At 73.2% G+C, this 26,666-nt stretch carries 26 protein-coding genes; 9 read left to right on the top strand and 17 right to left on the bottom strand.

Translation table 11 applies throughout. From position 1 onward, the window contains the following. Positions 1-19: 19 nt before the first annotated feature. The 10 genes from F9B16_RS12500 to F9B16_RS12455 all read right to left on the bottom strand — a co-directional run bounded on the left by F9B16_RS12500 (position 20) and on the right by F9B16_RS12455 (position 9,840). A complete protein-coding gene (locus F9B16_RS12500) occupies positions 20-862 on the bottom strand; it encodes a PaaI family thioesterase (RefSeq protein ID WP_151540195.1) in 843 nt (280 codons plus the stop codon). After that, positions 859-1,773 carry an LLM class flavin-dependent oxidoreductase gene (locus F9B16_RS12495; RefSeq protein WP_225991576.1) on the bottom strand — a complete coding sequence of 305 codons (915 nt, stop codon included), beginning with the start codon at positions 1,771-1,773 and terminating at the stop codon, positions 859-861. Before F9B16_RS12495 ends, F9B16_RS12500 begins: the two co-directional genes overlap by 4 nt. Further along, a complete protein-coding gene (locus tag F9B16_RS12490) occupies positions 1,770-2,948 on the bottom strand; it encodes an amidohydrolase family protein (protein ID WP_151540194.1) in 1,179 nt (392 codons plus the stop codon). The genes F9B16_RS12495 and F9B16_RS12490 overlap by 4 nt, the downstream gene beginning before the upstream one ends. An 80-nt stretch (positions 2,949-3,028) precedes the next feature. After that, a complete protein-coding gene (locus tag F9B16_RS12485) occupies positions 3,029-3,898 on the bottom strand; it encodes an acyl-CoA thioesterase (protein WP_151540193.1) in 870 nt (289 codons plus the stop codon). Then, positions 3,891-4,301, bottom strand: coding sequence for a DUF427 domain-containing protein (locus F9B16_RS12480; protein WP_151540192.1), 411 nt, complete (start codon positions 4,299-4,301; stop codon positions 3,891-3,893). The genes F9B16_RS12485 and F9B16_RS12480 overlap by 8 nt, the downstream gene beginning before the upstream one ends. 58 nt (positions 4,302-4,359) lie before the next feature. Beyond that, entirely contained in the window at positions 4,360-5,994 is a 1,635-nt protein-coding gene (locus F9B16_RS12475) for an AMP-binding protein (RefSeq protein ID WP_225991575.1), read from the bottom strand. 83 nt (positions 5,995-6,077) lie between these two features. Next, positions 6,078-6,959, bottom strand: a complete 882-nt coding sequence (locus F9B16_RS12470) for an LLM class flavin-dependent oxidoreductase (protein WP_151540191.1) — start codon at positions 6,957-6,959, stop codon at positions 6,078-6,080. Between the two features lie 29 nt (positions 6,960-6,988). Further along, complete coding sequence (locus F9B16_RS12465) at positions 6,989-8,182, bottom strand: acyl-CoA dehydrogenase family protein (RefSeq protein ID WP_151540190.1); 1,194 nt, start codon at positions 8,180-8,182, stop codon at positions 6,989-6,991. 27 nt (positions 8,183-8,209) lie between these two features. After that, positions 8,210-8,974, bottom strand: coding sequence for a glucose 1-dehydrogenase (locus tag F9B16_RS12460; protein ID WP_151540189.1), 765 nt, complete (start codon positions 8,972-8,974; stop codon positions 8,210-8,212). Further along, the gene (locus F9B16_RS12455; protein ID WP_151540188.1) at positions 8,971-9,840 is read right to left on the bottom strand and encodes an enoyl-CoA hydratase/isomerase family protein; all 870 of its coding nucleotides are present in this window, start codon (positions 9,838-9,840) and stop codon (positions 8,971-8,973) included. Before F9B16_RS12455 ends, F9B16_RS12460 begins: the two co-directional genes overlap by 4 nt. A gap of 158 nt (positions 9,841-9,998) precedes the next feature. Here F9B16_RS12455 and F9B16_RS12450 point away from each other — a divergent pair, with 158 nt between their 5' ends. Next, the gene (locus F9B16_RS12450) at positions 9,999-11,249 is read left to right on the top strand and encodes a CaiB/BaiF CoA transferase family protein (RefSeq protein ID WP_151540187.1); all 1,251 of its coding nucleotides are present in this window, start codon (positions 9,999-10,001) and stop codon (positions 11,247-11,249) included. Continuing rightward, complete coding sequence (locus F9B16_RS12445; protein ID WP_151540186.1) at positions 11,246-12,460, top strand: acetyl-CoA C-acetyltransferase; 1,215 nt, start codon at positions 11,246-11,248, stop codon at positions 12,458-12,460. The genes F9B16_RS12450 and F9B16_RS12445 overlap by 4 nt, the downstream gene beginning before the upstream one ends. Before the next feature lie 72 nt (positions 12,461-12,532). Here the strand turns inward: F9B16_RS12445 and F9B16_RS12440 are convergent, their stop codons facing one another. Together F9B16_RS12440 and F9B16_RS12435 are read right to left on the bottom strand one after the other, a co-directional pair. Continuing rightward, positions 12,533-13,192 (bottom strand): TetR/AcrR family transcriptional regulator, encoded by a 660-nt coding sequence (locus tag F9B16_RS12440; protein WP_151540185.1) that lies wholly within the window; start codon positions 13,190-13,192, stop codon positions 12,533-12,535. Between the two features lie 54 nt (positions 13,193-13,246). After that, a complete protein-coding gene (locus F9B16_RS12435) occupies positions 13,247-13,627 on the bottom strand; it encodes a nuclear transport factor 2 family protein (protein ID WP_151540184.1) in 381 nt (126 codons plus the stop codon). A 190-nt stretch (positions 13,628-13,817) separates the two neighbouring features. Between F9B16_RS12435 and F9B16_RS12430 the strand changes: the two genes are divergently transcribed. Together F9B16_RS12430 and F9B16_RS12425 are read left to right on the top strand one after the other, a co-directional pair. Beyond that, entirely contained in the window at positions 13,818-14,255 is a 438-nt protein-coding gene (locus tag F9B16_RS12430; RefSeq protein ID WP_151540183.1) for a Zn-ribbon domain-containing OB-fold protein, read from the top strand. Further along, entirely contained in the window at positions 14,248-15,399 is a 1,152-nt protein-coding gene (locus F9B16_RS12425) for a thiolase family protein (protein WP_151540182.1), read from the top strand. Before F9B16_RS12430 ends, F9B16_RS12425 begins: the two co-directional genes overlap by 8 nt. 68 nt (positions 15,400-15,467) lie before the next feature. On the opposite strand, the gene F9B16_RS12420 is transcribed toward F9B16_RS12425, so the two are convergent. Both F9B16_RS12420 and F9B16_RS12415 read right to left on the bottom strand, forming a co-directional pair. Further along, a complete protein-coding gene (locus tag F9B16_RS12420; RefSeq protein WP_151540220.1) occupies positions 15,468-16,622 on the bottom strand; it encodes an acyl-CoA dehydrogenase family protein in 1,155 nt (384 codons plus the stop codon). Between the two features lie 74 nt (positions 16,623-16,696). Then, positions 16,697-18,289 (bottom strand): FadD3 family acyl-CoA ligase, encoded by a 1,593-nt coding sequence (locus F9B16_RS12415; RefSeq protein ID WP_151540181.1) that lies wholly within the window; start codon positions 18,287-18,289, stop codon positions 16,697-16,699. Positions 18,290-18,489: 200 nt separating this feature from the next. Between F9B16_RS12415 and F9B16_RS12410 the strand changes: the two genes are divergently transcribed. From F9B16_RS12410 to F9B16_RS12400, 3 genes are read left to right on the top strand one after another with little or no spacing between them, the layout of a single operon-like run. Further along, a complete protein-coding gene (locus F9B16_RS12410) occupies positions 18,490-19,536 on the top strand; it encodes an acyl-CoA dehydrogenase (protein ID WP_151540180.1) in 1,047 nt (348 codons plus the stop codon). After that, complete coding sequence (locus F9B16_RS12405) at positions 19,523-20,653, top strand: acyl-CoA dehydrogenase family protein (protein ID WP_151540179.1); 1,131 nt, start codon at positions 19,523-19,525, stop codon at positions 20,651-20,653. Before F9B16_RS12410 ends, F9B16_RS12405 begins: the two co-directional genes overlap by 14 nt. Then, the gene (locus tag F9B16_RS12400) at positions 20,650-21,444 is read left to right on the top strand and encodes an enoyl-CoA hydratase/isomerase family protein (RefSeq protein WP_151540178.1); all 795 of its coding nucleotides are present in this window, start codon (positions 20,650-20,652) and stop codon (positions 21,442-21,444) included. The genes F9B16_RS12405 and F9B16_RS12400 overlap by 4 nt, the downstream gene beginning before the upstream one ends. 90 nt (positions 21,445-21,534) lie before the next feature. On the opposite strand, the gene F9B16_RS12395 is transcribed toward F9B16_RS12400, so the two are convergent. From F9B16_RS12395 to F9B16_RS12385, 3 genes are read right to left on the bottom strand one after another with little or no spacing between them, the layout of a single operon-like run. Then, positions 21,535-22,512, bottom strand: coding sequence for an acyl-CoA dehydrogenase family protein (locus tag F9B16_RS12395; protein WP_225991574.1), 978 nt, complete (start codon positions 22,510-22,512; stop codon positions 21,535-21,537). Next, positions 22,509-23,639 carry an acyl-CoA dehydrogenase family protein gene (locus tag F9B16_RS12390; RefSeq protein ID WP_151540177.1) on the bottom strand — a complete coding sequence of 377 codons (1,131 nt, stop codon included), beginning with the start codon at positions 23,637-23,639 and terminating at the stop codon, positions 22,509-22,511. Before F9B16_RS12390 ends, F9B16_RS12395 begins: the two co-directional genes overlap by 4 nt. Before the next feature lie 11 nt (positions 23,640-23,650). Continuing rightward, complete coding sequence (locus F9B16_RS12385; protein WP_192808749.1) at positions 23,651-24,094, bottom strand: nuclear transport factor 2 family protein; 444 nt, start codon at positions 24,092-24,094, stop codon at positions 23,651-23,653. A 227-nt stretch (positions 24,095-24,321) separates the two neighbouring features. Here F9B16_RS12385 and F9B16_RS12380 point away from each other — a divergent pair, with 227 nt between their 5' ends. Beyond that, positions 24,322-25,260, top strand: coding sequence for a cyclase family protein (locus F9B16_RS12380; RefSeq protein WP_151540176.1), 939 nt, complete (start codon positions 24,322-24,324; stop codon positions 25,258-25,260). Positions 25,261-25,364: 104 nt separating this feature from the next. Then, positions 25,365-26,654, top strand: a complete 1,290-nt coding sequence (locus tag F9B16_RS12375) for an aromatic ring-hydroxylating oxygenase subunit alpha (protein ID WP_151540175.1) — start codon at positions 25,365-25,367, stop codon at positions 26,652-26,654. Positions 26,655-26,666: the final 12 nt, after the last annotated feature.

Below are 26,666 nucleotides of genomic sequence, written 5' to 3'. Positions count from 1 at the left end.
GGCGCGGCGGCCGGGGACGTCAGCGGTCCCCGGCGCGCCCGCCGCCGGAGGCCCCGGCGGCGCCGAACGTCCGTGCGGTGGCGATGCCGGTGAGGCGGTCGCCGTTGCCGGAGTCGCGCAGCTCGACCTGCGCGAGGCCGTCCCGCATCCGGGCGGTGGCGACGACGGGCCCTGTCCGCGCGGGCTGGAGGTAGCGCAGGCCGAGCGAGCACAGAGCGTCGCCCGGCGCCAGCGACAGGGCCGCCTCTTCCGCGACAAGCGCGATGAGACCGCCGTTGATGGTCCCGGAGATGTTGAGACCGTCGTCCGAGCGCGGCAGGACGGCCAGGCCGGGCCCGCGGCGCTCGCAGCCCGCGCGTTCGGCGAGCGGCATGGACAGCCGTTTCCGCCGGCGGGGAAGCTCGACGTCGAACGCGGCCGGGAGCGTGATGCCGGGATCGGGCGCCGTCATGAACGAGGCGTGCGCCACCGCCAGCGGTTCCCCACCGGCCGCCGTGAACCCGACGCTCGCCACGAACACCGACCGGCCGGCCTTCACGACTTTGGCGGTCGCGTCGACGGTCCCGCTGGCGGGAGCAGGGCGGTACAGCTGGACGTCGAGTTCCAGGGTCACCGGCACGCGGGGCGCCGTGGCCTGGGTGGCCAGCAGCCCGGTGAGCGTGTCGGCCCAGGCGGCGAGGACGGACGTCCGGAGGCGGCCGGCGCCGGGGACGTGCATCGCGGCGGTGACCAAGGCCGTGCCGCGCAGGTCGTCGCCGTCCCGCCGGGTGGCGAGGCCCAGTTCGGCGAGCAGGTCCCGGGCGGGACCTCGGCGGGCACCGGCGGCGGGCCCGGAGGTGCGGGTTCGGTGCGATGGGGTCATGGGAGCGCCGGAAGGACCTCCTCGGCGAACATCCGGACCGTCTCCGGAGCGCCGAAGTCGTGGAACTGGCAGATGAAGAGTTCGGCGCCGGCTTCGCGTTCGCGGGACAGCGCCTCCGCGACCTCGTCGGGGGTACCGGCGATGACCCCGCCCCACGCGCCGAAGCGGCGGTGGACGGTCGCGACGACCTCTTCCCGCGCCGCCGAGGACGCCGCGAGGCCGATGGGGTGCTGTACGGAGACCCGGGCCGCGCCCGCGGACGGGCGGAGTTCGGCGAGCCGGTCCGTCGCGCCCGCCGGGCAGTTCCACCAGTCGGCCCGCCCGGCGACGAGGGGCATCGTGAACCGGGAGCCGGAGCCGCCGATGTGGATCGGCACGCTCCCCGCGACGGGGCGGGGGCGGCAGACGGCGTCCCGGAGCGTCCAGTGGGCGCCGTCGAAGTCGACCGGTTCGCCGCTCCACAGCAGGCGGAGGAGGTCGATGGTCTCGGCGAGCCGGCCGGCGCGCACCGCCGGGCCGGGGTCGGTGAACCCGTAGTCGGTGAGCTCCCGGGCGACCGACCCCCAGCCCAGGCCGAGTTCCAGCCGCCCGCCGGAGATCACGTCGAGGCTCGCCGCCATCTTCGCCAGCACCGCCGGATGGCGGAACTCCGCGCACAGGACGAGGTGCCCGACGTGCAGCCGCTCGGTGCGCATGGCCAGCGCCGTGGCGACGGTCCAGGCATCGAGCATGTCGAGCCCGCGGTCTCCGGGAGGCGCGAGGTGGTCGATGAACCAGGCCGAGTGGAAGCCCGCCTCCTCCGCCGTCCGCGCGCGGCGCTCGATGGCGGCGAAGTCCATTCGGATCTGCGGGAGGTAGAGGCCGGCGAGGGCGCGGCCGGTCGTCGCGGCGGTTCCCGCCCGCCCGGTCACACCGGGATGAGGCGGGAGAGGTTCCCGCCCATGATCTTCGCCTGGGCGTCGCCGGGCAGGGCGGCCAGGTCGTCGACGTAGGTGATCGGGTCGGCCTTGCCCTCGGGGTGCGGGAAGTCCGACCCGAACAGCACCCGGTCGATGCCGAGGACGCCGGCCAGCGCCGCCATGTCGTCCTCGATGAAGGGGCTCACGTGGATCAGCCGCCGCATCTGCTCGACCGGGTCCTCACCGAAGCCCTGCGGCATCTTCTTGTAGGTGACCGCGAGCTTCTCCAGCAGCGGCGCCACCCAGGACGACCCGGTCTCGATCGTGGCGATCTTCAGGTCGGGGAAGCGGGTCAGGCAGCCGTGGCAGATCAGCGACGCCACGGTGTCCTCGATGGCCCGCCACTGCCCGATCTCGCGGAACGGCTGCAGCGTGAACGGCAGGTACTCGCGCTGCCTGCCCTCCCAGTCGGCGGCGTACCGCTGGTAGCCGCTGTCGGAGGAGTGGAACGCCACCAGCGTGCCGCTCTCCTGGACCAGCCTCCAGAACGGGTCGAACTCCGGCAGCGCGATGGAGCGGGGGCCGCGGACGCCGTGCGCGGGCGCCGGGCGGACCAGCACGACGCGCGCGCCGCGCTCCAGGCACCACTCCAGCTCCCGGACCGCCTCCTCGACGATCGGCAGCGTGATCACCGGGGCGGTGAAGATCCGGTCCCGGTAGTTGAACGACCACACCTCGTCCAGCCAGCGGTTCAGCGCGTGGACGGCCGCGTGGGTCAGCTCGGGGTCGTCGCGCATCCGCTCCTCGAGCAGGCTCGCCAGCGTCGGGAACATCAGCGAGCGCTGCACGCCCTGCTCGTCCATCAGCTCCAGCCGCGGGCCCGGCTCCCGGAACGCCGGGATCGACTCGATCGGCCGGCCGACGATCTCCCGGTACGACCTGCCCTCGGGGTTCCCGTGCTTGAAGTAGTCCTCCTGCGCGCCGGGGCGGGCGACCTTCTCGAACGTCGGGTTGGGGATGTACTCGCTGATCCGGCCCTGGATCGCGATCTTCGTCCGGCCCCGCACCCGGACGTACTCGATGGCGCCCCGGTACTCCTCCGGGAGGTACCGGGTGAAGGCGTCCTCGGTCTCGTACAGGTGGTTGTCCGCGTCGAACAGCGGATACGGCAGCGCGCGTGACGGCATGGAAGTCACCTCTCGGGTTCCCTCGGCGGGTAGCAGCTTATATCGACGTCGATGTCAAAAACAATGCGATGGGGCGGCCGTCACAGCACCGTGGCGGGGTCCGGCGAAGGTTTTCGGGCGAAGGGCCGGATCATCCCCTGCACGGAGTAGGAGGCGACCAGGCGCCCGTCCTCGGCGTGGACGCGACCCTCGCTCTGCGCGGTTCCGCGGCCCGTATAGACGACCCGGGTGGCGTACAGCAGCCACTGCGTAACGTCGACGTCGTCGTGGTAGGCGATCGTCGCCTGGGAGATGCCGGTCGAGATCGTCTCGTGCGCCATGGCCTCGCTGTAGCCGGCGTGCGGGCGCAGCGCCGCGGCGATCGTCCAGTGCGTGACCGACTGCGTCATCAGGGCGGCGTGCAGGTGCGCGGCCGGCGGCGCGTCGGCGAAGCGCGTCCACACGTACATCTCGGGCGGCCCGACGCGCCGCGGGTCCAGGTCGTAGGCGTCGTCGACGATGCGGATCTCGCGGCCGCCCACGTCCATGCCGGGCCGCTCGAAGGGACGCGGCGGCAGGCGCACGCCGGCCATCGGCGCGGCGGAGCCGAGGAAGTCTCCGCAGTCGGCTCCCATGAGGAGCAGCCCGGCGCAGCGCGGAGAGCCGTCCTGGATCACCCGCGCCTGGACTGTGGAGTACGTCCGGCCGCTGTGCGGGACCTCCAGCTCGACCTCCAGCCCCGCGTCGTGGCGGACGATCCGCGAGAAGACCATGGACGCCGACAGGACCCGCTGGCCGGGGACCTCCTTCGACGCCGCGACAACGGCGTCCGCCAGGAGCTGCCCGGCCTCGACGACGTTGCGGGCACTGGCCCCATGGGCGGGTGCCGCGTAGCGCCCCGGCCCGGCCGGTTGGACGTCCATCAGCCGGAGCAGCTCGTCCTGGTCCCAGCCTCTCTCCGCCTCAGCCATGGCGGCCGCCGCCGGGGTAAGGCGCGGAGGTGACGGGGGTGGCGGCGCCGATCCGGACGACGGCCGCGTCTTGGTAGAACGCGATGTGGTCGCGGAGGATCGCGACCTCGGTGTACGGCTCCGGGTACTCCCAGGCGATCGGGCCGTCGCCGTCCCGCAGCCGCCAGTACTTCGCCCGCCCCTTGAACGGGCACCGCGACGTCTGCTCCGACGGCGCGAGGTGCTCGGTCCGCACGTCCGCCCGCGGGATGTAGATGACGAGCCCGTGGTCCTGCTCGTCGACGATGAGCGCGCGGGTCGTCTCGGCCAGGAGCACGCCCTCGTGGGTCACCTGGACAAGGTTGCGCTTGCGGCGCACGTCGACGCGGTAGTCCGGCCGGTCGGTGTAACCCGACGGCTCCATCCGGCTTCTCCCTCCTCCTAAGGCGTCCAGCGCGCGCGCTGGACGCCGCCAACCCGCCTTACAGGGCGTCCCGCAACGACCCGGCGCGCACCTGCTCGCGCAGGCGGAACTTCTGGATCTTGCCGGTGGCCGTGCGCGGGAAGTCCGCGACGAGGTGCACCGACTCCGGCCACTTCTGCCGGGCGAGCCCGGCCGCGGCGAGATGGGCGCGGACGTCGTCCAGCGACACCGGGCTCGCCGGGTCGCGCGGGCGGATCACCGCGGTGGCGTGCTCGCCCAGCCGGGCGTCCGGTTCGGCGACGACGCTGACCTCGGCGACCCGCTCCAGCGTGAGCAGCAGCGACTCGACCTCCTGGGCGCTGATGTTCTCGCCCCCGCGGATGATGACGTCGGCGACCCGGTCGGTGATCGTGAGGTAGCCGTCGGCGTCGATCTCGCCCATGTCGCCGGTGCGGTACCAGCCGCCGGCGTCGAACGCGCGCGCGGTGAGCGCGGGGTCGGTGTAGCCGACGAAGCAGTCGGCGCCGCGGGTGAGAATCTCGCCGTCGTCGTCCAGGCGGAACTCCGCGCCCGGCAGCGCGCGGCCGTCGGTGCGCAGCCGCTTGTCCGGCGGGTCGGTCAGCGGGCTCGCCGTGACCGAGGGGTGCTCGGTGCTGCCGTACGAGCGGTAGACCGCGATGCCCTCCCGCGTGGCACGCTCGGTGAAGGCGTCCGGCACCGGCGCGCCGCCGAGGCCCATGTGCGGGATGAGCGCCAGGTGCTCGGGCGTGAAGCCGGGGTGGTCCAGCAGGCTCGTCAGGAAGTAGGGCGGGCCGCCGGCGACGCCGATGCGCTCCTCGGCCATCACCGCCAGCACGTCGGCCGGGTCCCACACGTCGATCAGATGCACCGGCTCGGACCGCAGCAGCGGCACCAGGAACGCGTTGATCATGCCCATGAAGTGGCCGACGGGGGTGCCGACGAGCGTCGGCGGCCCGCCCCTGGCGTAGAAGCGGTCGCACTGGCGCGCCTCCCAGGCGATCGTCTGGTGGCTGTGCACGACCCCCTTCGGGTCGAGGGTCGTCCCGGACGTGAAGCCCACGATCGCCGGCGTCTCCGGCTCGACCCGCTCCGGCTCCTCGATCGGACGCGCCCGCAGCATCAGGTGGAACGGCGTGGCGGCCGCCGGCAGCTCCGCCTCGGGACGGTCCCCCACCACCAGCCACAGCGGCTCCTCGTCCCGTCCGGCGAGGAGCTCCGCGTATTGCTCGAGGTGGTCGGTGCGGCCGAAGCGGTCGGGCGTGACGATCACCGCGGGACGGGTCTCGTCGAGGATGCGGCGGACCTCCCTGGGCCCGTAGAAGTGCACCACCGGGACGACGATCGCCCCGACGTACGCGGCGGCCCAGAACGTGACGGCGGCCTCGACCCAGTTCGGCATCTGCACCACGACGACCGAGCCGGGGCCGACGCCCCAGTCCAGCAGGGCGCGGGCGAAGGAGCGGCTGGCGCGGTCCACCTCGGCGAACGTGCCGTTCCAGGGCCGGACCCTGGACCGCACCTGGAACCGCAGCCCGGGAGCCCGGCCGAGCCCCTCGGCCACCATCGAGCCGAGCGAGCCGTCCGTCCACCACCCTTCCGCGCGGTAGCGCCGGGCCAGCTCGGCGGGGACCGTCCGCACGCCCCAGCCGTCGACAACAGAGCCTGTGGTCACCGCACCGCCTTCCGGGAGGCCTGATGGCGGCGGGGCACCGCCCGCCGCCCTCACCGCCATCGAAGTATATTTCGACGTCAACGTCAATACTGTGCCGGCGCCGCGGCCCGGGCGGCGAGGAACTCCCACGTGCGCTCGGCGTCCGCCGCGCTCGCGGCGAGCACGTGCGCGGCGAAGTCGGTGACGCCGCTCTCGGCGAACGCGTCGAGGCGCCGGCCGACCTCGTCGGGCGAGCCGACGATCGCGAGGTCCGCCACCCCGTCCACGCCCTCGCGGCGCAGCACCTTCCGGTAGGAGGGGAAGCGGTCGTTGGCGCCCAGCCTGCGGTCGACGTGCTCGCGCGTGCCCGCGACGTCGCCGGTCACGGCGACCGGCAGGGCGGCCACGACCCGGAACGGCGAGCCGGCCGACCGCGCGCGCAGCGCGGGCCGGATCACCTCGGCGATCGTCCGCGGCCCCGCGGACCAGGTGACCACGCCCGCCGCCACCTCCGCCGCGAGCGCGGCCATCGCCGGGTTGACGGCGCCCAGCAGGATCGGCGTCGGATCTCCGGCGACGGCGACGCCGCGGCCGTCCCGGCCGTCCATGACGGCCGACAGCCGCTCGACGTACCAGCGCGTCGCCGCGATCGGCGGCGTCCACTCCAGCCCGAACGCGTCCCTGACCAGCGCCTCGTGCGACGGGCCCACGCCGAGCGCAAGCCGGCCCTTCAGCACTTCCTGGACGGTCGCCACCTGCTGCGCGAGCGCGAACGGCGGGCGCAGGGGCATGGGCACCACCGCCGTCCCCAGCTCCACGCCCGGCACCTCGCGGCCCGCGACCGCGAAGGCGGTGAGCGTGTCGTGCCCGGTCAGCATCGGCGCCCAGTAGCCGGCGAGGCCGAACTCGGCGACCTTGCGGACCTCGCCGACGACGCCCTCGATCGTCCCGCGCATGGTGAGCCCCGAATGAACGGCGATGCGCATGCGTCCTCCCTCTCCCGCCGGGTCTTCGCTCAGTAGGACTTGGGCAGGCCGAGGACGTGCTCGCTGATGTAGTTCAGCACCATCTCCTGGCTGACCGGGGCGATGCGCATCAGGCGGGACTCCCGGAAGTAGCGCTCGACGTGGTACTCCCGCGCGTACCCGAAACCGCCGTGCGTCTGGACGGCCGCGTCGGCGGCTGCGAAGGCGGCGTCGGCGCACAGGTACTTCGCCGTGTTCGCCTCCTTGCCGCACGGTTCGCCGGCGTCGTAGCGGGCGGCGGCGTGCCGCGCCGCCAGCTCCGCCGCGTCCAGCCGCATCGACGCCTCCGCGAGCGGGAACGCGATCCCCTGGTTCTGGCCGATCGGGCGGCCGAACACCACCCGCTCCCCCGCGTACCGCACCGCCCGGCGCAGCGCCGCCCGCCCGATGCCGAGCGACTCGTGCGCGAGCAGGATCCGCTCGGGGTTGATGCCGTCCAGCAGGTAGGTGAACCCGCGTCCCTCCTCGCCGACCAGCGCCGATCCGGGGACGCGGAAGTCGTCCATGAACAGCTCGTAGGAGGAGACCGCGTTGCGGCCCATCTTCGGGATCGCCCGCATCTCGACCTCGCCGCCGGTCAGGTCGACGACGAACATCGACAGCCCGTCGGTCCGCCGCCTGCCCTCGCGCGGCTCGCTCGTCCGCGCGAGCAGCACCGCCTTCTGCGACTGCGCCGCCTTGGTGATCCAGACCTTCCGGCCGTTGATCACGTAGTCGGAGCCGTCCCGGCGGGCGAAGGTGCGGATGCGGCCGGTGTCGGACCCGGCGTCCGGCTCGGTGATGGCGAAGCAGACGTGCAGGTCGCCGGTCGCGGCGTCGGGCAGCAGCTCGCGGCACAGCCGGTCGCCGCCGTGCCGCGCCACCAGGTTGAGGCCGAAGATCGTGAGGTGGAACGGGCTGCAGCCGTTCATGCCCGCCCCGGACGCGGCGATCTCGTACATCATCGACGACGCCGCCGAGATGCCCATGCCCGCGCCGCCGTACTCGCGGGGGATGGCGATGCCGAGCCAGCCTGCCTCGGCGAACGCCTTGTAGAACTCCCAGGGGAACCTGGTCTCCTGATCGACCTCGGCCCAGTACGCGTCATCGAACCGCTCGGCCACCTCACGGACGGCCGTACGCAGTTCGTCGTCGGTGAGAGCGTCGTCGGTGGTGGTGGCCTCGGGGGCGGTGTCCTGGCTCATGCGAACTCCTCGATCGGTTCTTCCACCTCAGCGCACCGAGCGCCCGCCGTCGACGTAGAGGACCTGGCCGGTCACGAACCCGGAGTCCTCGGAGGCGAGGAACAGCGCGGCGTTGGCGATGTCGGCGGGCTTGCCGACGCGCCGCATCGGCAGGGTCGCCGCCACCTCAGCCAGCCGCTGGTCCACCGCGACGCCGAGCCGCTCGGCGGTCGCCCGGGTCATCTCCGTGTCGACGTAGCCGGGCCCGATCGCGTTGACGGTGATGCCGAACGGGCCGAGCTCGATCGCGGTCGTCCGCGTGAAGCCCTGGATCCCCGCCTTGGCGGCGGAGTAGTTCGCCTGGCCCCGGTTGCCCAGCGCGGAGGTCGAGGAGATGTTGATCACGCGCCCGTAGCGCCGCTCGACCATGATCCGCTGCGCGGCCCGGGTCACCAGGAACACCCCGCGCATGTGCACGGCCACCACGGTGTCCCAGTCGTCCTCGGTCATCTTGAACAGCAGGTTGTCCCGGGTGACGCCGGCGTTGTTGACCACGATGTCGAGGCCGCCGAACTCCTCGGTGAGCCGCCGCACGGCCCGGTCGACCTGCTCGGCGTCGGCGACGTCCGCGCCGAGGCCGACGGCCTGCCCGCCCGCGTCCCTGATCCCGGCCACGGTCTCCCCGGTCAGGTCCTCCTTGAGGTCGAGGACGCCGACGCGGGCCCCGGCGCGGGCGTAGGTCCGGGCGATCTCCGCTCCGATGCCGCGGGCCGCGCCCGTCACCAGCGCGACGCGGCCGTCGAGGTTCGTCATGGTCGTTTCGCTCCCGGGTTCTGGGGTTCGGAGGAGGTGCGCGCGGCGCGGGGGCGGCCGTGCGCGATCGCGCGGACGGCGTCGCGGTGGGCGCCGGACTCCAGGAGCCGGACGTGCCACGCGGCCTCCGCGTCCGCGCAGTCCGCTAGGTCGTGGTCGTGGGCGCGGGCCACGTGCTCCTTCATGGCCCGGACCGCGTCCGGCGAGAGGGCGGCCAGCCGTGCGGCCGTCCTGGAGACGTGAGCCGCCAGCTCGTCGTCGGCGACGGCCTCGTTGACGAGGCCGAGCTCCTGCGCGCGGGCAGCGCTCAGCGGCGGCGAGAGGTAGAGCAGTTCGAGGGCCCGCGACGCGCCGAGCAGGCGGGTCAGCTGCCAGGTGCAGCCGAAGTCGCCGGCCAGCCCGATCCGGCCGAAGCCCGTGCGGAGCGTCGCGGACGCTCCGGCGTAGCGCAGGTCGCAGGCGAGCGCGAGGCCGAGCCCGGCGCCGACGGCCGCGCCCTCGACGAGCGCGACGGACGGTTTCGCCAGCTCCCGGAGCCGGACGACCGTCGCGCGCTGCAGCGCCTTCTGGGCGCCCAGCCGCTCGCCCGGATCGCCTGCGGGGCCGAAGATGCTCTCCCCCGCCGCGAGCTTGGCGAGGTCGCCGCCCGCGCAGAAGGCGCCGCCGGCCCCGGCGATCACCACGGCCCGGACGTCGTCCGACGCGGCGGCGAAGTCCAGCATCGCGGCGAGGCCGTCGAGCATCTCCCGCGAGAACGCGTTGCGGACCTCCGGACGGTTCAGCGTGAGCGTCAGCACGCCGCCGGCCCGCGCGGCGAGCAGGTGCGCGGTGCCCGTCGGCAGGGCCTCGCCCGAATGATTTGACATAGACGTCGAAATTATAATGACGCGGTCGCCAGGGTCAATGGCCCGCCCGCCCGGACACCGCGGACGACGCGGAGTAGATCGACATCGACGTCAAAGTTAGACTGACCGGACGCGGCCGGACCCGGACCGGGCGACCGCACCACCGACGGAGGAGCCCCATGCCCGACAGGCCAGCCACCCAGCCCCCGCCGCCGGCCCCGCCTCTCGCCGGCACGGTCGTGGTGAGCTTCGAGCAGGCGGTGTCGGCGCCCTACTGCACGCGCATGCTCGCCGACCTCGGCGCGGAGGTCGTCAAGGTCGAGCACCCGCGCACGGGCGACCTCACCCGGTGGTTCGACGACGCCGCCGGCGGCATGGCGACCTACTTCGTCTGGCTGAACCGCAACAAGCGGTCCCTGGCGCTGGACTGCAAGCGCCCCGAGGCCCGGCCCGTCCTCGACCGGCTGCTCGAACGCGCCGACGTCGTCGTGCAGAACCTCGCGCCCGGCTCCGCCCGCCGCCTCGGCCTCGACGCGGCGACGCTCGCCGAGCGGTACCCGTCGATGGTGGCCGTCGACATCTCCGGCTACGGCACCGGCGGGCCGCTCGACCACCGCCGCGCCTACGACCTGCTCGTCCAGGCCGAGAGCGGGTCGTGCGCCGCGACCGGCCAGGCCGACGCGCCCGCCAAGCCGGGCATCCCCATCGCCGACATCGGGACCGCGATGCAGGCCGCGGCCGGCATCATGGCCGCGCTGCTCGCGCGCGCCCGCACGGGCGCCGGCGCCGCCCTGCAGGTGAGCATGTTCGACACCGCGGCCGACTTCCTCGGGTTCGCCCTGCTGTACGCCCGCTACACCGGCGAGGAGCGGGCGCCGATCGGCATGTCCTCCCCCATCGTCGCCCCGTACAACGCCTACCCGACCAAGGACGGGCGCACCGTCGTGCTCGGCACCACGAACGACGCCGAATGGCAGCGCCTGGCCCGCGACCTCATCGGCCGCCCGGACCTCGCCGACGACCCGTCCCTCGCCACCACCCCGCAGCGCTGCGCGCAGCGCGGCAGGCTCGACGAGGCCGTCGGCGCCTGGGCATCGACTCTCGACCTCGCCGAGATCTGCGCGCGCGCCGACGCGGCCGGCATCGGGAACGCCGAGTTCAACCGGGTCACCGAGGTCGTCGACCACCCGCAGCTCACCGCGCGCGGCCGCTGGCGCGAGGTCGGGTCGCCGGTCGGGCCGCTGGCGTCGCTGCTCCCGCCCGTCATCAGCCCCGCGTGGACCACGCCGCTGGAGGACGTCCCCGCCCTCGGCGAGCACACCGCCGCGATCCTCACCGACCTGGGCTTCACCCCCGAAGCGCAGGACGAACTCCGCCGGGCCGGCGCGGTGCCGCCCCGGCCGGCCCACGACCAGTCAGGAGAGTCATGAACGAGGCCGTGATCTGCCAGCCGCTGCGGACCCCGATAGGCCGGTTCGGCGGCGCCCTGCGGACGGTCCCCGTCCAGGACCTGGGCGTGACGGTGGTCCGGGCGCTGATCGAGCGGAGCGGGCTGGACGGCTCGCTCGTCGACGACGTCGTGTTCGGGCACTGCTACGGCACCGCCGAGGCGCCCGCGATCGGGCGGGTCATCGCGCTCGACGCGGGCCTGCCGGCGACCGTGCCCGGCGTCCAGATCGACCGGCGCTGCGGATCCGGCCTGCAGGCCGTGGTGTACGCGGCGGCGATGATCCGCTCCGGCGCGGCGCAGGCGATCATCGCGGGCGGCGCCGAGAACATGTCGCAGGCCCCGCACTACTCGCTGACGGCGCGCTGGGGGTCGCGGGCCGGGGACATCACGCTGACCGACACCCTGACGCGCGGCCGGACGACCGCGGGCGGCCGGAACCACCCCGTCCCCGGCGGGATGCTGGAGACCGCCGAGAACCTGCGCCGCGAGTACAAGATCGGCCGCGCGGAGCAGGACGAGATGGCCTACGCCTCGCACCGCCGGGCGCTGGACGCCCAGGACCGCGGCGCGTTCGCCGAGGAGATCGTCCCGGTCACGGTGAGCGACAGGAAGGGGGACACGGTCGTCGACACCGACGAGCACCCGCGCCGCGACGTCTCCCTCGAGAAGCTGGCCGCCCTGCGCCCCGTCATGGGGAGGGACGACGCCGAGGCGACGGTCACGGCGGGCAACGCCAGCGGGCAGAACGACGGTGCCGCCGCCTGCCTGGTCACGACCCCCGAGTTCGCCGCCGAGCACGGACTGCGGCCGCTCGCGCGCGTGGTGTCGACGGCGACGGCCGGAGTCCCGCCCCACCTCATGGGCATCGGGCCGGTGCCGGCGACGCGCCGGGCCCTCGACGCGGCGGGCCTCACGCTGGCCGACATGGACCTCATCGAGCTGAACGAGGCGTTCGCGGCGCAGGCCCTTGCGGTGACGCGGGAGTGGGACTTCGCGTCGGCCGACTTCGAGCGGCTCAACGTCAACGGCTCGGGCATCTCGCTCGGCCATCCGGTCGGCGCGACCGGCGCCCGGATCGTCGCGACGCTCCTGCGCGAGATGGAGCGCCGCGACGCGCGGTACGGCCTGGAGACCCTGTGCATCGGCGGCGGCCAGGGCATCGCCGCGGTGTTCGAGCGGGTGCGGAACTGACGGCGCGCCCCGCACCGGGAGCGGGAACGGTGCCGGGAACGAGAGCGGGAACGGTGCTGGGAGCGGGAACGGTCAGGCCTTCGCGGCCTTGGCGGGCTTCCCGCTCCTAGGGCGGGGCCTGCTGTCGGCGTCCGGGCTGAGGCCGAGCGCGTTGGCCCACAGCAGCGTGAGCTGCTCGACCGCCTCGTTCATGGCGAAGCGCGCGCCGCCGATGAACATCATCTCGGCGAACTTGGCGACCATGCCGCCGAGCGCGGTGGCGGCGTAGCGCTCGTCGATCCGCTTGTCCGCCAGCCCGTCCGCCTGCAGCCGCTTGATCGCCGACTCCAGGCGGGCCGCCAGGTAGTCGTCGCGCTTGGACCGCACCTTGCGGACGTCCTCGTCGTACCGGCTGACCTCCTCGATCACCCGCATGATCGGGGCCTCCTTCCGGTACGCGGACAGGTAGGCCCTGTTGGCGGCGCGGATGCGCTCGATCGGGCCGGCGTCGTCGGCCTGCGGGATGTCGTCCATCGAGACCAGGCGGACCTCGACCTCCTCGGCGATCTCCCGGAAGAGCGATTCCTTGGAGTCGAAGTAGTGGTAGAACGACCCGTGCGAGACGCCGGCCTCGGTGGCGATGTCGGTGATCCGCGCCTGGAGGAAGCCGTCGCGCTCGAACACGGTCTTGCCCGCCTCGACCAGGCGCGCCCGCGTCCGGCGGCCCTTCGCGGAACGAGGCTCTGGATCCATCCCGGTCCTCCAAAACGATGAACTCGACGTCGGAACCATGATGCCGTACCCGCGCTACAGGGACCGCTTCATGTCGATGTGCCGCTTCGCGAACACCAGGCGGCCGTCCTCCCAGGTCATGCGGTCCCGGTAGGTGCCGGCGATCATGGAGCCGTTCTCGGCGTTGACGAACAGGAAGGGCGCCACCGAGTCGATGTCGCCGTCGTCGCGCTCCTCGACGCTGGGCACGCCCTGGAGGTGGACGCCCTGCGGCGCCCGCGCCGCGAACGCGGCCAGCTCCTCCGCGCCGCCGACCTCCCGGCCGTCGGAGAGCGTCAGCACGCCCCGCGAGCCGTAGAGCGCGCTCCACGCCATCGCCTGGCCTCCGTCGACGTACCGCGCGTAGTCGGCCTGCAGCCTGGTCACCGCGGCGAGGACCCCGTCACCGTTCGGCATGGCACGTCCCGTCCTTTCGCTCGTATGAGGCTAGTTATGACTTCGACGTCGATAATGTCAAGGCCTTCGGGAACATCACCCATGCGACGGGGCATCGGGCGCTTCGACCTTTATTTGACGTCGACGTCAGTATAGGATGACCGGGCAGCGAGCCCCGGACGCGCGGCGCGCGGGGAGGCAAGGAGATGAGATGGCACCGGTCCCCATCGCCGACGACCTGTTCACCTGGCCCGCCGACGAGCCCCGGCTGATCGGCGGCAGGTGCGCGGAGTGCGGGACGCACGTGTTCCCGCTGCGCGCCGGCTGCGCGCGGTGCGGCGCGGCCGCCGTGGAGCGCGCGCTGCTGAGCCGTTCGGGAACGCTGTGGACGTGGACGTCGCAGGGCTTCCCGCCCAAGGCGCCGTTCCGCGGCGAGTTCGCCGGCACCGACCCGTTCGAGCCCTGGCTGGTGGGCGTGGTCGAGCTGCCCGGCGAGCTGCGCGTGGAGACCCTCCTCACCGGCTGCGCGCAGGACGACCTGGAGTTCGGCATGCCGATGCGGCTGGTCACGCTGCCGTTCCGGACCGGCGAGGACGGCCGGGAGATCATCACCTTCGCGTTCCGTCCGGAAGGGGCCGAGCATGCCTGACGTCGCGATCATCGGAGTGGGGATCCACCGGTTCGGCCGCTTCCCCGGCAAGCCGGCGCTGACGATGGGCGCCGAGGCGGCCCGCGACGCCCTCGCCGACGCGGGCCTGAAGTGGACGGACGTGCAGTTCGCGGTGGGCGGCAGTTACGAGGTCGACCAGCCGGACGCCGTCGTCGCCGAGCTCGGGCTGACCGGCGTGCAGTTCACCAACGTCTACAACGGCTGCGCGACCGCCGGCAGCGCGCTGGCCCTGGCCGCCCAGACGATCCGGCTCGGGCAGCACGAGATCGGCCTCGTCCTGGGCATGGACAAGCACGAGTCCGGCGCGTTCACCGCCGATCCGCGCGAGTACGGCTGCCCGTCCTGGTACGGGGAGATGGGGCTGTTCCTCACCACAAAGTTCTTCGGCATGAAGATCAACCGCTACATGCACGACCACGGCATCACGCACCGGACCCTCGCCGAGGTCGCCGCCAAGAACTACCGCAACGGCGAGCTGAACCCCAACGCGCACCGGCGCAAGCCGCTGTCGCCGGAGCAGATCCTGGGATCGCGGATGCTGAACTACCCGCTGACCCAGTACATGTTCTGCAGCCCCAACGAGGGCGCGGCGGCGCTGGTGGTCTGCAGCGCGGACGTGGCGCACCGCTACACCGACAAGCCGGTCTACCTGCGCAGCGTCGTCACCCGCACGCGGCGGTTCGGCGCGTTCGAGGTACACACCCCCTCCGCCTCGGTGGCGGCCGACCACGTCCCGGCGCCGACCGTCGACGCCGCCAAGGCCGCGTACGAGGCGGCCGGGATCGGCCCGGAGGACGTCCAGATCGCCCAGCTCCAGGACACCGACGCCGGCGCCGAGGTCATCCACATGGCCGAGGTCGGGCTCTGCCGGGACGGCGAGCAGAACGAGCTCATCGCCTCCGGCGCCACCGCGCCGGGCGGCAGGCTCCCGGTCAACACCGACGGCGGCCTGATCGCCAACGGCGAACCGGTCGGCGCCTCCGGCCTGCGGCAGGTCCGCGAACTGGTGCTGCAGATGCGCGGCCGGGCGGGCGAGCGGCAGGTCGCCGGGGAGCCGCGGGTCGGCCTCGCCCAGCTGTACGGCGCGCCGGGCGTCGCCGCCGTCTCCATCCTGTCGACCTGACCCCGCCCCGACAACGCAGCGGCCCGGGCACACCGCCCGGGCCGCTCTTCCGTCCGCCCGACGGGCCGTCAGCCGGCGGCCTCCCCGATCGTCTGGCGGGCGATGATGACCTGCTGGATCTGGCTGGTGCCTTCGTAGATGCGGAACAGCCGCGCGTCGCGGTAGAACCGCTCGACCGGGACCGACCGCATGTACCCGGCGCCGCCGTGCACCTGGACGGCGCGGTCCGCGACCCGCCCGACCGTCTCGCTGCAGAAGTACTTCGCGGCGGCCGGGCCGGTGCGGCGGTCGGAGCCGTCGGCGTAGGCGCGCGCGGCGTCCAGGACGAGCGCGCGGGCCGCCATCGTCTCGGTGACCGAGTCCGCGATCATCGCCTGCACCAGCTGGTGGGACGCGATCGGCTTCCCGCCCTGCTTGCGGTCGGACGCGAACCGCACGGACTCGTCGATCAGTCGCCGGCACATCCCCACGCAGGCGGCGGCCAGCAGGAGCCGGCCGGTGGACAGGCAGCGCATCGCGGTCAGGAAGCCGGTGTGGACGCCCGCGTCGCCACCGACCACCGCGTCCGCCGGCACGCGCACGCCGTCGAGGTTGACGTCGGCCGTCCAGGCGCCGAACTGGCCCATCTTGTGGTCCCGCGGTCCCACCGTCAGCCCGGGCGTGCCTGCCGGGACGATGAAGGTGGAGATGCCGCGCGATGACCGCGCGTCGGGGTCGGTGCGGGCGAACACCATGAACACGTCGGCGATCGGCGCGTTGGTGATGTAGCGCTTGACGCCGTTGAGCACCCACCGGTCGCCGTCACGGACGGCGCTGGTCCGCATGTCGCCCGGGTCGGACCCGGCGTCGGGCTCGGTGAGCGCGAAGGAGGCGACGGCCTCGCCCGAGGCGAGCCGCGGCAGCCAGTGCTCCTTCTGCTCCGGGGTGCCCGCGTCCATGATCACCCCGCCGGCGATGCCCACGTTCGTGCTGAACATCGAGCGCAGGGCGGGCGTGGCGTACCCGACCTCGATCAGCAGCCGGCACTGGTCGACGATGCCGAGGCCGAGGCCGCCGTACTCCTCCGGGATCGTGAACCCGAACAGGCCCATCCGCCTGGCCGCCTCGCGCAGGACGTCCGGCACCTCGTCCTTCTCGTCGATCTCCGCCTCGCGCGGGATCACCTCCTTGCGGACGAAGTCGCGGACGGCCTCCAGCATCGGCTCGAGGTCCTGGTCTGTCATGTCGGCCACGGGTCGGCCACCTTCCGGGCGCAGTTCATTAAATCGACGTCGATGTAAGTTTCGGTCGCCGCGGATCAGCGGGCGGTCCGGGCGCCGGCCCGTTCCTCCAGCACGGCCTTGTGCACCTTCCCGCTCGCGGTGAGCGGCAGCTCGCCGATCAGCTCGACGAAACGGGGCACCTTGTAGTTGGCCATCCGCTCGCGGCACCAGGCGATGACCTCGGCGGCGGACGGCGCGGGCGTGCGCGGCACGACGAACGCCATGCCCACCTGCCCGAGGCGCTCGTCGGGGACACCGACGACGGCGGCCTCCCGCACGCCCGGGTGTTCGAGCAGCATGGCCTCGATCTCGGCGGGGTAGGCGTTGAACCCGCCGACGATGAACATGTCCTTGGAGCGCCCCGCGATGCGCAGGCATCCTCGCCCGTCGAAGCACCCGAGGTCGCCGGTGCGCAGCCAGCCGTCCGCGGAGAGCACCTCCGCCGTCGCCTCGGGGTCGTCCAGGTAGCCGGCCATGACGGTCGGCCCGCGCAGGAGGATCTCCCCGACCTCCCCCTCGGCGGCGTCCCCGCCGGTCCCGTCGGCGACCCGGATCTCGAAGCCGGGACGGGCCCGCCCGACGGTCGTGGCGATCGTCTCCGGGTCGTCGTCGGGCGCGGTCGAGCTGGCCGTCCCCGCCTCGGTCAGCCCGTATCCGGAGACGATGAGCGAGAACGGCAGCTCGTCGCGGACCCGCCGGATGAGCTCGACCGGGATGTCCGCCGAGCCCGTCACGGCGACGCGCAGGCTCGACAGGTCGTACCGGTCCCGGCCCGGGTGCTCCAGGATCGCGTGGTACAGGGTCGGGGCGCCGGGCAGGACGGTGGCCCGCTCCTCGGCGACGAGGGCCAGCACGGCGTCGACGTCCAGGACGGCCTGCGGGTACATCGTGGCGCCGGCCGACAGGCAGGCGAGGATGCCGGCCTTGAACCCGAACATGTGGAAGTACGGGTTGACCATCACGTAGCGGTCGCCCTCGCGGAGCCCCGTCATGGCGACCCAGTCGGTCGCCACGGTCATGGTCCGGCCGTGGGTCATCACGACGCCCTTGGGCGCGCCGGTCGTCCCGGACGTGAAGAGGATGTCGGACGCGTCGTCCGGCCCGAGGGCGGCGCTCCGCCGGTCGACCTCGGCGAACGCGCTCTCGGTGGCGCGCGCCAGGAAGCCCGTCCACGGCACCGCGTCCCCGGACGGGCGGCCCCGGGCGATGACGACGGTCCGCAGGTCGGGCAGGGGGACGCCCGAGGCGGCGAGCATCTCGACGTAGTCGTTGCCGAGGAAGTCCGTCACCGTCACGAGGACCCGCACCTTGGCGCGACTCAGGATCCCAGCCGCCTCGCGTCCTTTGAACCTGGTGTTGACCGGGACGAGGACGGCGCCCGCCTGGTAGAGCCCGAGCACCGCCACGATCCATTCGCGGCTGTTGAACGCCCAGACGGCGACGCGGTCACCGGGCTCGACGCCGTCCGCGACCAGCGCGGCGCCGAACCGCCTGGCCTCCTCGTGGAGCTCGGCGTAGGAGACGCGCGCGGCGCCGTCCACGACCGCGACCCGGCCGGGGAAGCGCTTCGCGGCGGACGCGGTCATCGCCGCGATGCTCGGCCGGGACGGCCCCGGGCTGTCGGTCATGGCAGGCCTCCGTGATTGACATCGACGTCAGTATAGACTTTTATCGTCAGCAGAGAAGAGCCCTTCGCATCCGCGCCGGCGATCCGCACGCGCACCCCGCGCGGCCCCGGCGCGCCTCCCCCGAGGTCGCCGCACATGATCATTGAGTCCGATCTCCACCCGACCGCCGCCGCCTCGCCCGCGCCGCGGAGTGAGCGCTGATGGACGTACGCCTGTCCGCCGAGCAGCGGGCGCTGCGCGAGGCCGCCGCCCGCCTCGTCGACGACCACGCCCCCGGCTCGGTCGCCGACCTGGACGACGAGGCCCGCGCCGCCGGCCTGGAGGCGGCGCTGACCGGCGCCGGCTGGCGCGAGCTGCGCGCCCCGGACCCCGACGAGGAGGGCCGGCCGCTCGCCTCCGCCGTGGAGGCCGCGATCGTCGCCGAGGAGTTCGGCCGGGGCCCGGCCGACGCCCCCTTCCTCGGGCCGACGCTGGCCGCCGAGCTGCGCCGCCGCGCGGGCGCGGAGCCCGCCGCCGCCCTCGAGACCGTCCTGCTGCGGCCCGACCTCTCCGGCCTGGTCGTGCTGGACGACGAGCACGCGCGCTGCTCCGGCGTCGCGATCGACGCCCGGGGCGCGACGGCCGCCCTCGCGCTCGTCCGCGCCGGCCACGGCCACGACCTCGTCCGCGTCCCGGTGACCGGCACGTCGCCGGGACGCGACCTCACCCGCCCGGCGGCGGTGGTCGGCGACGCGCGGGCCGAGCGGCTCCCGGCCGCGGGCCCGCTCACCGCCGCGGACGTCGAGGCGTGGTCCGCCCTCGCCCTCGCGCTGACCTGCGCCGACCTCGTCGGGACGATGCGCGGCGCGGTCGGCCTCGCCCGCGCCTACGCGGGCGTCCGGCGCCAGTACGAGGCGCTGATCGGCACCTTCCAGAGCGTCCAGCACCTGCTGGCGGACGCCTTCGTCTCGGTCGAGGGATCGAGCAGCGTCACCCGCCACGCGGCCTGGGCGGCCGACGCCCTGCCGCCGAGCGAGGCGCTCGCCGCCGCCTCGATCGCCAAGGCGTACTGCGCACGCGCTGCCCGGGAGGTGTGCGAGGCCGCCATCCAGGTGCACGGCGGCATCGGCATGACCTGGGAGTGCCTCGCGCACGTCCACCTGCGGCGCGCGCTGGTGTCGGCGCAGCTCCTCGGCGACGTCGGCGTGAACCTCGCGCGCGTCGCCGCGCACCACGAGATCGGAGGCGGGCACGATGGACTTCGCTGACTCCCCCGAGGAGGCCGCGTTCCGCGCGCGGCTGCGGGCGTGGCTGGCCGAGCACAACCCGAAGCTCCCCCAGTCGTCGACCTCCGACGCGTACTGGGACGGGCAGGCGCCCTGGCACCGCGCCCTCTACGACGCCGGCTTCTTCGGCCTGTCCTGGCCCGAGGAGGTCGGCGGGCAGGGCCTGCCGACCGTGTACGACGCGATCCTCGACCAGGAGCTCGCGCTGGCGGGCGCGCCCCCGCGCCCCAGCCTCGGCTACCTGGTGCAGGGCATGCTGCGGCACGCCGCCGAGGACGTGCGCAAGCGCTTCCTGCCCGGCCTCGTCAGCGGGCGCGAGCGCTGGTGCCAGGGGTTCAGCGAGCCGGACGCGGGCTCGGACCTCGCGTCGTTGCGCACCCGCGCCGTCCGCGACGGCGACGAATACCGCATCACCGGGCACAAGGTCTGGACCAGCTACTCCGACGAGGCCGACTGGTGCCTCGTGCTGACCCGCACCGACCCGGACGCGCCCAAGCACCGCGGGCTGTCGGCGTTCGCCGTCCGGATGGACCAGCCGGGCATCGAGCAGCGGCCGCTCAAGATGATCAACGGGGTCACCCGCGAGTTCGGCGAGGTGATCTTCGACGGCGCGGTCGCGCGGGCGTCCGACATGATCGGCGCGCCGGGCGAGGGCTGGAAGCTGGCCATGACCGTGGTCAGCCACGAACGCGAGCCCGGCGAGCTCGGCTACGTCGCCCGCTACAGCAAGGCGGTCAACGAGCTCGTGGCCCGCCTGCGCACCGAGTCGGGCCGGTCAACCGAGGAGAACGTGCGCGACGTCACCTGGGCGGTGATCGAGGCCGAGATGCTGCGGCTGCACGTGTGCCGGCGCCTCTCGGACCGGCTGGACGGGATCTCGCACGGGCCCGAGGGCTCGGTGGACAAGCTGCTGATGACGCGTGTCGAACAGGCCGTCGGGCACGCCGCACTCGGCATGAGCAACCTCACCGGCGGCATCGAGGAGGACACGTGGCTGAGGATGTACCTCTACAGCCGGGCGCAGAGCATCATGGGCGGGACGTCGCAGATCCAGCGCAACCTGGTGGCGACGCGGATCCTCGGGCTTCCGGTCGCATGAGCGCGACCGCGGTCGACTACGGCCTGCCCCCGGAGATCCAGGTCGCCGCCGACGGGCCGATCCGGATCGTGACGCTCAACCGTCCCGACGCGCTGAACGCCACCAACCACGTCCTCCACGAGGCCCTCGCCGACCTGTTCCCGTGCCTGGACGCGGACGAGGAGGCCCGCGCGGTCGTGCTGACCGGCGCCGGGCGCGCGTTCTCGGCGGGCGGCGACTTCTCCTACCTGGACGAGCTGACCAAGGACGACGCGCTGCGGCGGCAGACCCTGGTGGCCGCGCGCCGCATCGTCACCGGGATGGTGCAGTGCAGGCTGCCGATCGTCGCGGCCGTCAACGGCCCCGCCGTCGGCCTGGGATGCAGCCTGGCGGCGCTCTCCGACATCGTGTACATCGCCGAGAGCGCGCACCTCGCCGACCCGCACGTCATGGTCGGGCTCGTGGCCGCCGACGGCGGCCCGGTGACCTGGCCGCTGCTGACGAGCCTGCAGCTCGCCAAGGAGTACGCGCTGACCGGCGAGCGGATCAGCGCCCGCCGCGCCGCCGAGATCGGCCTGGCCAACCACGTCTGCGCCGACGGCGAGGTGATGGACGCGGCGATGGCGTGCGCGCGCAGGCTCGCGGCGCTCCCCCGCCGCACGCTGGAGGACACCAAGCGGGTCCTCAACCTGCACCTGGAACGCGCCGTCCTCGCCACGCTCGACTTCGCGATCGCCGCCGAGGACCGGTCCTTCCTGTCGCCAGAGCTGCGCGCGACCCTCGACCGGCAGCTCTCCAAACGCAAGAAGTGACGCCGGACCGCCGGTGGCGCCGAGGCCGAACGGCCCGGCGCCACCGGCGGCGCGTTTTGCGGCGTGGCGCGTTTTGCGGCGTGGCGCGTTTTACAGGGGCGGTGCGGCAGGGAGGCGGCGCTCGCGGAGCAGCTCTTCTCCGAGCGCGCGTGTCAGTGTTCGCGCGTCGCCGAGGAGGCCGTCGAGGGTCAGGACGCGCCGGAAGTAGCGGTGGAAGTCGTGCTCGTCGGTGAAGCCGACGCCCGCGAGGACCTGCTGGCAGTGGCGGGCCACGGTGCGCGCGTTGCGTCCGGCGACGGCCTTGGCCATCCCCGCGAGCAGCGGTGAGACCTCGCTGTCCGCTCCGATCGCGGCGCCTGCGGCGGCCTCGGCGCTGTCGATGGCGACCAGGCATTCGGCCAGCCGGTGCCGGACGGCCTGGAACGCTGCGATGGGCTTGCCGAACTGGACGCGGGTCAGCGCGTGCTCCCGGGCCAGGCGCAGCATCGTCCGGCTCGCGCCGATCAGCTCGTGCGCCAGCGCGACCCTGCCCACCGCCAGCGCGGCGTCCCAGGCCGCCGGCGTGACGGGGGTTTCGCCGGTGGCGGAGACGTGCCGCCCGCCGACCGCGCACAGGCCCAGGCGCGGGTCGACGCCCCCGATGGGCCGCACCTCGACCTCGCCGGTGTCGACGACGACCGCGCTGAGGGCGCCGTCCGGACGCGTCGCGAGAACCACGGCGCGGTCTGCGGCGGCCATCCGCGCGCTGCCGAGGCCCTGCAATGCGAGGTCGCCGTCATGGAGGGAACCGGGCGGCGCGTAGGCCCCGAACTCCGGCAGGACGAACGCGGTGCCCGGCCCGGTCGGCAGTCCCAGCGCGGACGTCAGCACATCGTCCAGCGCACCGGAGGTCGCGTTCGCCTCGCCCTGGCGGGCGAACAGCAGCGGAACGACGGCGGCGCCCTCCTCGTCCAGGGCCTCGCGCCAGCCGACCTCCTCCAGCGCCGCCTCGACCTCCTTGCCGGACGTGTTGCGGAAGGCGCGCTCCAGGCTCTGCGCCAGCAGCTCGGCGGTGTCGGCGTCCATCATCGGCCGTCCCCCAGGTCGAGGAGGCGGCGCGCGATGATGTCGCGCTGGATCTCGGCGCTGCCGCCGTAGATCGTCGCCGCCCGCGAGTACAGGAACCCGGTGCGCCAGCGGTCCCCGTCGGCGTCGCCGCCGAGCGCGACCGCCGCCGGGACCGCGCCGGCGACCAGGTCGAACACCGCCTGCTCGGTGGTCGCGAGCAGCACCTTGTCGATCGAGGTCTCCGGCCCGAGCCGCTCCCCGCGCGCCATCCGGTGCTGCGTCGCGCGCGAACGCGCGTGGAACGCGAACGCCATCTGCACGACCTCGCCGAGCTCGGCGGGGTCCAGCGCGCCCTCCGGCGCGGACGCCAGCAGATGCCCGAGCCGCTGCCGCAGGTAGGCGCTGCGGTGCCACAGCGAGGTGCTGCGCTCATAGGGCAGCAGGTCCATCGCGATCGCCCAGCCGCCGTCGACCTCCCCGAGCCTCCGGTCATCCGGGACGCGCACGTCGTCGAAGAACACCTCGCAGAACTCGTCGCGGCCGTGCAGCGCGCGGATCGGCCGGACCGTGATCCCGGGCGAGTCCATGTCGACGAACAGCGCCGTGATGCCCCGGCTGCCCGACTCCGGCGGGCCCGTCCGGGTCAACAGGACGCAGCGGTGCGCGTACTGGGCCAGGCTCGTCCACACCTTCTGGCCCGAGACGCGCCAGGCGTCGCCGTCGCGGCGGGCCCGGCACGCCAGCGAACCCAGGTTGCTGCCAGTGCTCGGCTCGGAGAACCCCTGGCACCAGGTCTCGTCCCCGCGCAGCAGCCGCGGCACCATCTCCGCCGCCAGCTCCGGGCGCGCGAACCCGATCATCGTCGGCGCCAGCACCTCGGTCATCGAGTAGATGCCCGGCTCGATCATGTCCCGGGCCGCGAGGGCCTCGCCGAGGTAGGCGCGCATCAGCGTCGACCCGCCGAGCCCGCCGACCCGCTCGGGCCAGCCCCACCGCATCCAGCCCGCGTCGAACGTCATCCGCTTGACCTTGGACAGATGCGCCATCTCCGCGTCGAACGACACCTCCGGCCCGAAACCGGCGGCCAGCTCCGGCTCGTGCTCGTCCAGCCACGCGTCCAGACCGGTGCGGAACTCCTGAAGATCCATCGATCGCGCGGTCAGCTCGCCGACGTCCGCCTGGGCGCGGGACGCCGCGGATCATGCGCGCGCCCCGAATCGCGCGCCCCGCTGCGCCGCAAGAACGTCATCGCCCTGGTCTGCAGCCGCCACCCCTGCGGGGTGCGGGTATAGGTGTCGGTGTAGTAGCCGATGCGCATCGAGTGGTCGGTCTGCGCGACGAAACACAGCGGCTGCTCGCCCCGGGCCGCGTCCTCCCCGTCGAAGGTGATGGCCGGGGTGCTCACCGAGAACACGCCCTTGGGCGCGGCCGCGACCAGCTCGGGAAAGTCGGCGACACCGTACCTCTCCCCGAAGGCGCTGTAGGAGCCGTCCGGCGCGAACACCGCCACGACCGCCTCCACGTCGTCCTTCGTCATGCCGACCGCGTAGCGCGCGAGCATCTGCTCGATCTCGATGATGTCGGCGATGCGCGAACCGTCCACGCTTCGACCTCCTAGCCGGGATTCAGGGAGCGGGATTCGGGTGAGGGGCGTCCGGGACGCGGGGCGCCGCAGACGGGATCGTAACTCGACTTCGACGTCAAAACCAGTCTCGCCCCTCCAGGGCGCGGCCGGAGGCGCGCGCCCGCCGGCCGGTTGACGCCGCGCCAGCAGCGGAAGCATCATACTCGGATATTGAGAATTCAATTCTCGCTTGTGGAGGCCGTCCGATGCCATCGATCGACATGGAGGGCGTCCGGACGCTCGGGCGCGAGCTGAGCAACTGGGGACGCTGGGGGGACGACGACCAGCGCGGGACCCTCAACCTGATCACCCCCGACCGCGTGAGCGCGGCGGCCGCGACCGTGCGGCGGGGCGTCACCTTCGGGCTCGCCGTCCCCGCCGACGGGACCGGACCCTACTCCGCCCCCGGCAGCGGCCGCTTCAACCCGATCCACACGATGACCCGGTACCGCGGCGACGACCCCCGCGGCGAGCTCTCGGACTTCCGCTCGTCCGAGGACATGGTCATCCTCGGGACGCACTCGTCGACGCACGTCGACGCGCTCAGCCACCTCTGGTACGACGACCTCCTCTACAACGGCTACCACCACGACACCGCGGTCACCGCGTGGGGAGCCGAGCGCTGCTCGATCCAGAACCTCTCCGCCGGCGTGGTGTCGCGGGGCGTGCTGCTCGACATCCCGCGCCGGCTCGGCGTCGACCACCTCGAGCCCGGGACGGAGATCGGGCCCGCCGGCCTCGACGCCGCGTTCGACGCGGCCGGGCTGCGCCCCCGCCCGGGGGACGTGCTCCTGCTGCGCACCGGCACCTATCCCCGGCACCGCCGCGGCGCCGACGTCGGCCTGGCCCGCTCCCCCGGCCTCACCTGGGAGTGCGCCCGCTGGATCCGCGACCACGAGATCGCGGCCGTCTGTGCCGACAACTTCGCCGTCGAGGTGCTCGGCGCGAACGCCGGCGGCCCGATGATCCCCTTCCACATGCTCGCGATCCGCGACATGGGCCTGCTGCTGGGCGAGCTCTTCGACTTCGAGGCCCTCGCCGAGGACTGCGCGGCCGACGGCGTCCACGAGTGCATGTTCGTCGCGTCGCCGCTGAACATCCCGGGCGGGGTCGGCTCCCCGCTCAACCCCGTCGCGATCAAATGACCCCGCGCCCGCCGCCGCGGGCCCACCACGAGCGAGAATGAGCTTCTCATTTTTGGAGATCCTTGCTACCATCGCCGCGACGACCGACCGGAGAGGCAGACCACATGGCGCACTTCCCCAAGCCCGCCGAGGGCAGCTGGACCGAGCACCACAAGATCGACAAAAGCCCGCTCTCCTACGCGGACTCGATCACGCCCGAGCACTACGAGCTGGAGCGCGACGCCATCTTCCGGCGCACGTGGCTGAACGTCGGCCGGGTCGAGCAGCTGCCGCGGAAGGGCAGCTACTTCACCAAGGAACTGGACGCCGCCCGCACCTCGATCGTCGTCGTCCGCGGCATGGACGGCGAGGTCCGCGCCTTCCACAACGTCTGCCGGCACCGCGGCAACAAGCTCGTGTGGAACGACTACCCGCGCGAGGAGACCAGCGGCATCTGCCGCCAGTTCACCTGCAAGTACCACGCCTGGCGCTACGACCTCGAAGGCAAGCTGACCTTCGTCCAGCAGGAGGGCGAGTTCTTCGACCTCGACAAGTCGGATTACGGGCTGGTCGGCGTCCAGGCGGAGGTCTGGGAGGGGTTCATCTTCGTGAACCTCGACAGCGAGAACAGGACCCCGCTGCGCGAATACCTGGGCAAGTACGGAAAGGGCATCGAGGGATACCCCTTCGACAAGCTGACCCAGGTCCACAAGTACCGGGCCGAGATCGGCAGCAACTGGAAGCTGTTCATCGACGCGTTCGCCGAGTTCTACCACGCGCCGATCCTGCACGCGGGCCAGTACATGCCCGAAGAGGCCCAGAAGATCAAGAAGTACGGCTACGAGGCCATCGCGTACGACATCGACGGCCCGCACGGAATGGTGTCGTCCTGGGGCGGGATCGCTCCCCCGCACGACCAGAAGATGGTGAAGCCGATCGAGCGGGCGCTGCGCAGCGGCCTTTTCGGCCCGTGGGACGCCCCCGACATCGGCCTGGACGAATGGCCGCCGGCCGTGAACCCGGCCCGGCACCCCCACTGGGGCATGGACTCGTTCGTCTTCTTCCCGAATTTCATGCTGCTCATCTGGCGGCCGAACTGGGTCCTCACCTACCACTACTGGCCGACCTCCTACAACACGCACATCTTCGAGGGCACGGCCTATTTCGTCCCGCCGAAGAACGCGTTCCAGCGCCTGCAGCAGGAACTCGCCGTCGTCTCGTTCAAGGAGTACGGCCTGCAGGACGGCAACACCCTCGAGGCCACCCAGACGATGCTCGAGTCCAGGACCGTGACCGAGTTCCCGCTCAACGACCAGGAAGTGCTGCTGCGGCACCTGCACAACACCGCGAACCGGTACGTGCGCGACCACCAGCGAGAGCAGTCCCCCGCGCCGGCCGCCTCGGCGACGTCCTGACCTGAGGAGACA

Origin of the sequence: Actinomadura montaniterrae, assembly GCF_008923365.1 — a bacterium.
GTDB classification, from domain to species: domain Bacteria; phylum Actinomycetota; class Actinomycetes; order Streptosporangiales; family Streptosporangiaceae; genus Spirillospora; species Spirillospora montaniterrae.
This window is presented reverse-complemented; position numbering and strand designations above follow the sequence as displayed.

Bases quoted from the DNA above. Each gene is read 5' to 3' on its own strand.
- F9B16_RS12500 (WP_151540195.1), bottom strand. From the start codon at position 862: ATGACCCCATCGCACCGAACCCGCACCTCCGGGCCCGCCGCCGGTGCC.
- F9B16_RS12490 (WP_151540194.1), bottom strand. From the start codon at position 2,948: ATGCCGTCACGCGCGCTGCCGTATCCGCTGTTCGACGCGGACAACCAC.
- F9B16_RS12485 (WP_151540193.1), bottom strand. From the start codon at position 3,898: ATGGCTGAGGCGGAGAGAGGCTGGGACCAGGACGAGCTGCTCCGGCTG.
- F9B16_RS12480 (WP_151540192.1), bottom strand. From the start codon at position 4,301: ATGGAGCCGTCGGGTTACACCGACCGGCCGGACTACCGCGTCGACGTG.
- F9B16_RS12470 (WP_151540191.1), bottom strand. From the start codon at position 6,959: ATGCGCATCGCCGTTCATTCGGGGCTCACCATGCGCGGGACGATCGAG.
- F9B16_RS12465 (WP_151540190.1), bottom strand. From the start codon at position 8,182: ATGAGCCAGGACACCGCCCCCGAGGCCACCACCACCGACGACGCTCTC.
- F9B16_RS12460 (WP_151540189.1), bottom strand. From the start codon at position 8,974: ATGACGAACCTCGACGGCCGCGTCGCGCTGGTGACGGGCGCGGCCCGC.
- F9B16_RS12455 (WP_151540188.1), bottom strand. From the start codon at position 9,840: ATGTCAAATCATTCGGGCGAGGCCCTGCCGACGGGCACCGCGCACCTG.
- F9B16_RS12450 (WP_151540187.1), top strand. From the start codon at position 9,999: ATGCCCGACAGGCCAGCCACCCAGCCCCCGCCGCCGGCCCCGCCTCTC.
- F9B16_RS12445 (WP_151540186.1), top strand. From the start codon at position 11,246: ATGAACGAGGCCGTGATCTGCCAGCCGCTGCGGACCCCGATAGGCCGG.
- F9B16_RS12440 (WP_151540185.1), bottom strand. From the start codon at position 13,192: ATGGATCCAGAGCCTCGTTCCGCGAAGGGCCGCCGGACGCGGGCGCGC.
- F9B16_RS12435 (WP_151540184.1), bottom strand. From the start codon at position 13,627: ATGCCGAACGGTGACGGGGTCCTCGCCGCGGTGACCAGGCTGCAGGCC.
- F9B16_RS12430 (WP_151540183.1), top strand. From the start codon at position 13,818: ATGGCACCGGTCCCCATCGCCGACGACCTGTTCACCTGGCCCGCCGAC.
- F9B16_RS12425 (WP_151540182.1), top strand. From the start codon at position 14,248: ATGCCTGACGTCGCGATCATCGGAGTGGGGATCCACCGGTTCGGCCGC.
- F9B16_RS12420 (WP_151540220.1), bottom strand. From the start codon at position 16,622: ATGACAGACCAGGACCTCGAGCCGATGCTGGAGGCCGTCCGCGACTTC.
- F9B16_RS12415 (WP_151540181.1), bottom strand. From the start codon at position 18,289: ATGACCGACAGCCCGGGGCCGTCCCGGCCGAGCATCGCGGCGATGACC.
- F9B16_RS12410 (WP_151540180.1), top strand. From the start codon at position 18,490: ATGGACGTACGCCTGTCCGCCGAGCAGCGGGCGCTGCGCGAGGCCGCC.
- F9B16_RS12405 (WP_151540179.1), top strand. From the start codon at position 19,523: ATGGACTTCGCTGACTCCCCCGAGGAGGCCGCGTTCCGCGCGCGGCTG.
- F9B16_RS12400 (WP_151540178.1), top strand. From the start codon at position 20,650: ATGAGCGCGACCGCGGTCGACTACGGCCTGCCCCCGGAGATCCAGGTC.
- F9B16_RS12395 (WP_225991574.1), bottom strand. From the start codon at position 22,512: ATGATGGACGCCGACACCGCCGAGCTGCTGGCGCAGAGCCTGGAGCGC.
- F9B16_RS12390 (WP_151540177.1), bottom strand. From the start codon at position 23,639: ATGGATCTTCAGGAGTTCCGCACCGGTCTGGACGCGTGGCTGGACGAG.
- F9B16_RS12380 (WP_151540176.1), top strand. From the start codon at position 24,322: ATGCCATCGATCGACATGGAGGGCGTCCGGACGCTCGGGCGCGAGCTG.
- F9B16_RS12375 (WP_151540175.1), top strand. From the start codon at position 25,365: ATGGCGCACTTCCCCAAGCCCGCCGAGGGCAGCTGGACCGAGCACCAC.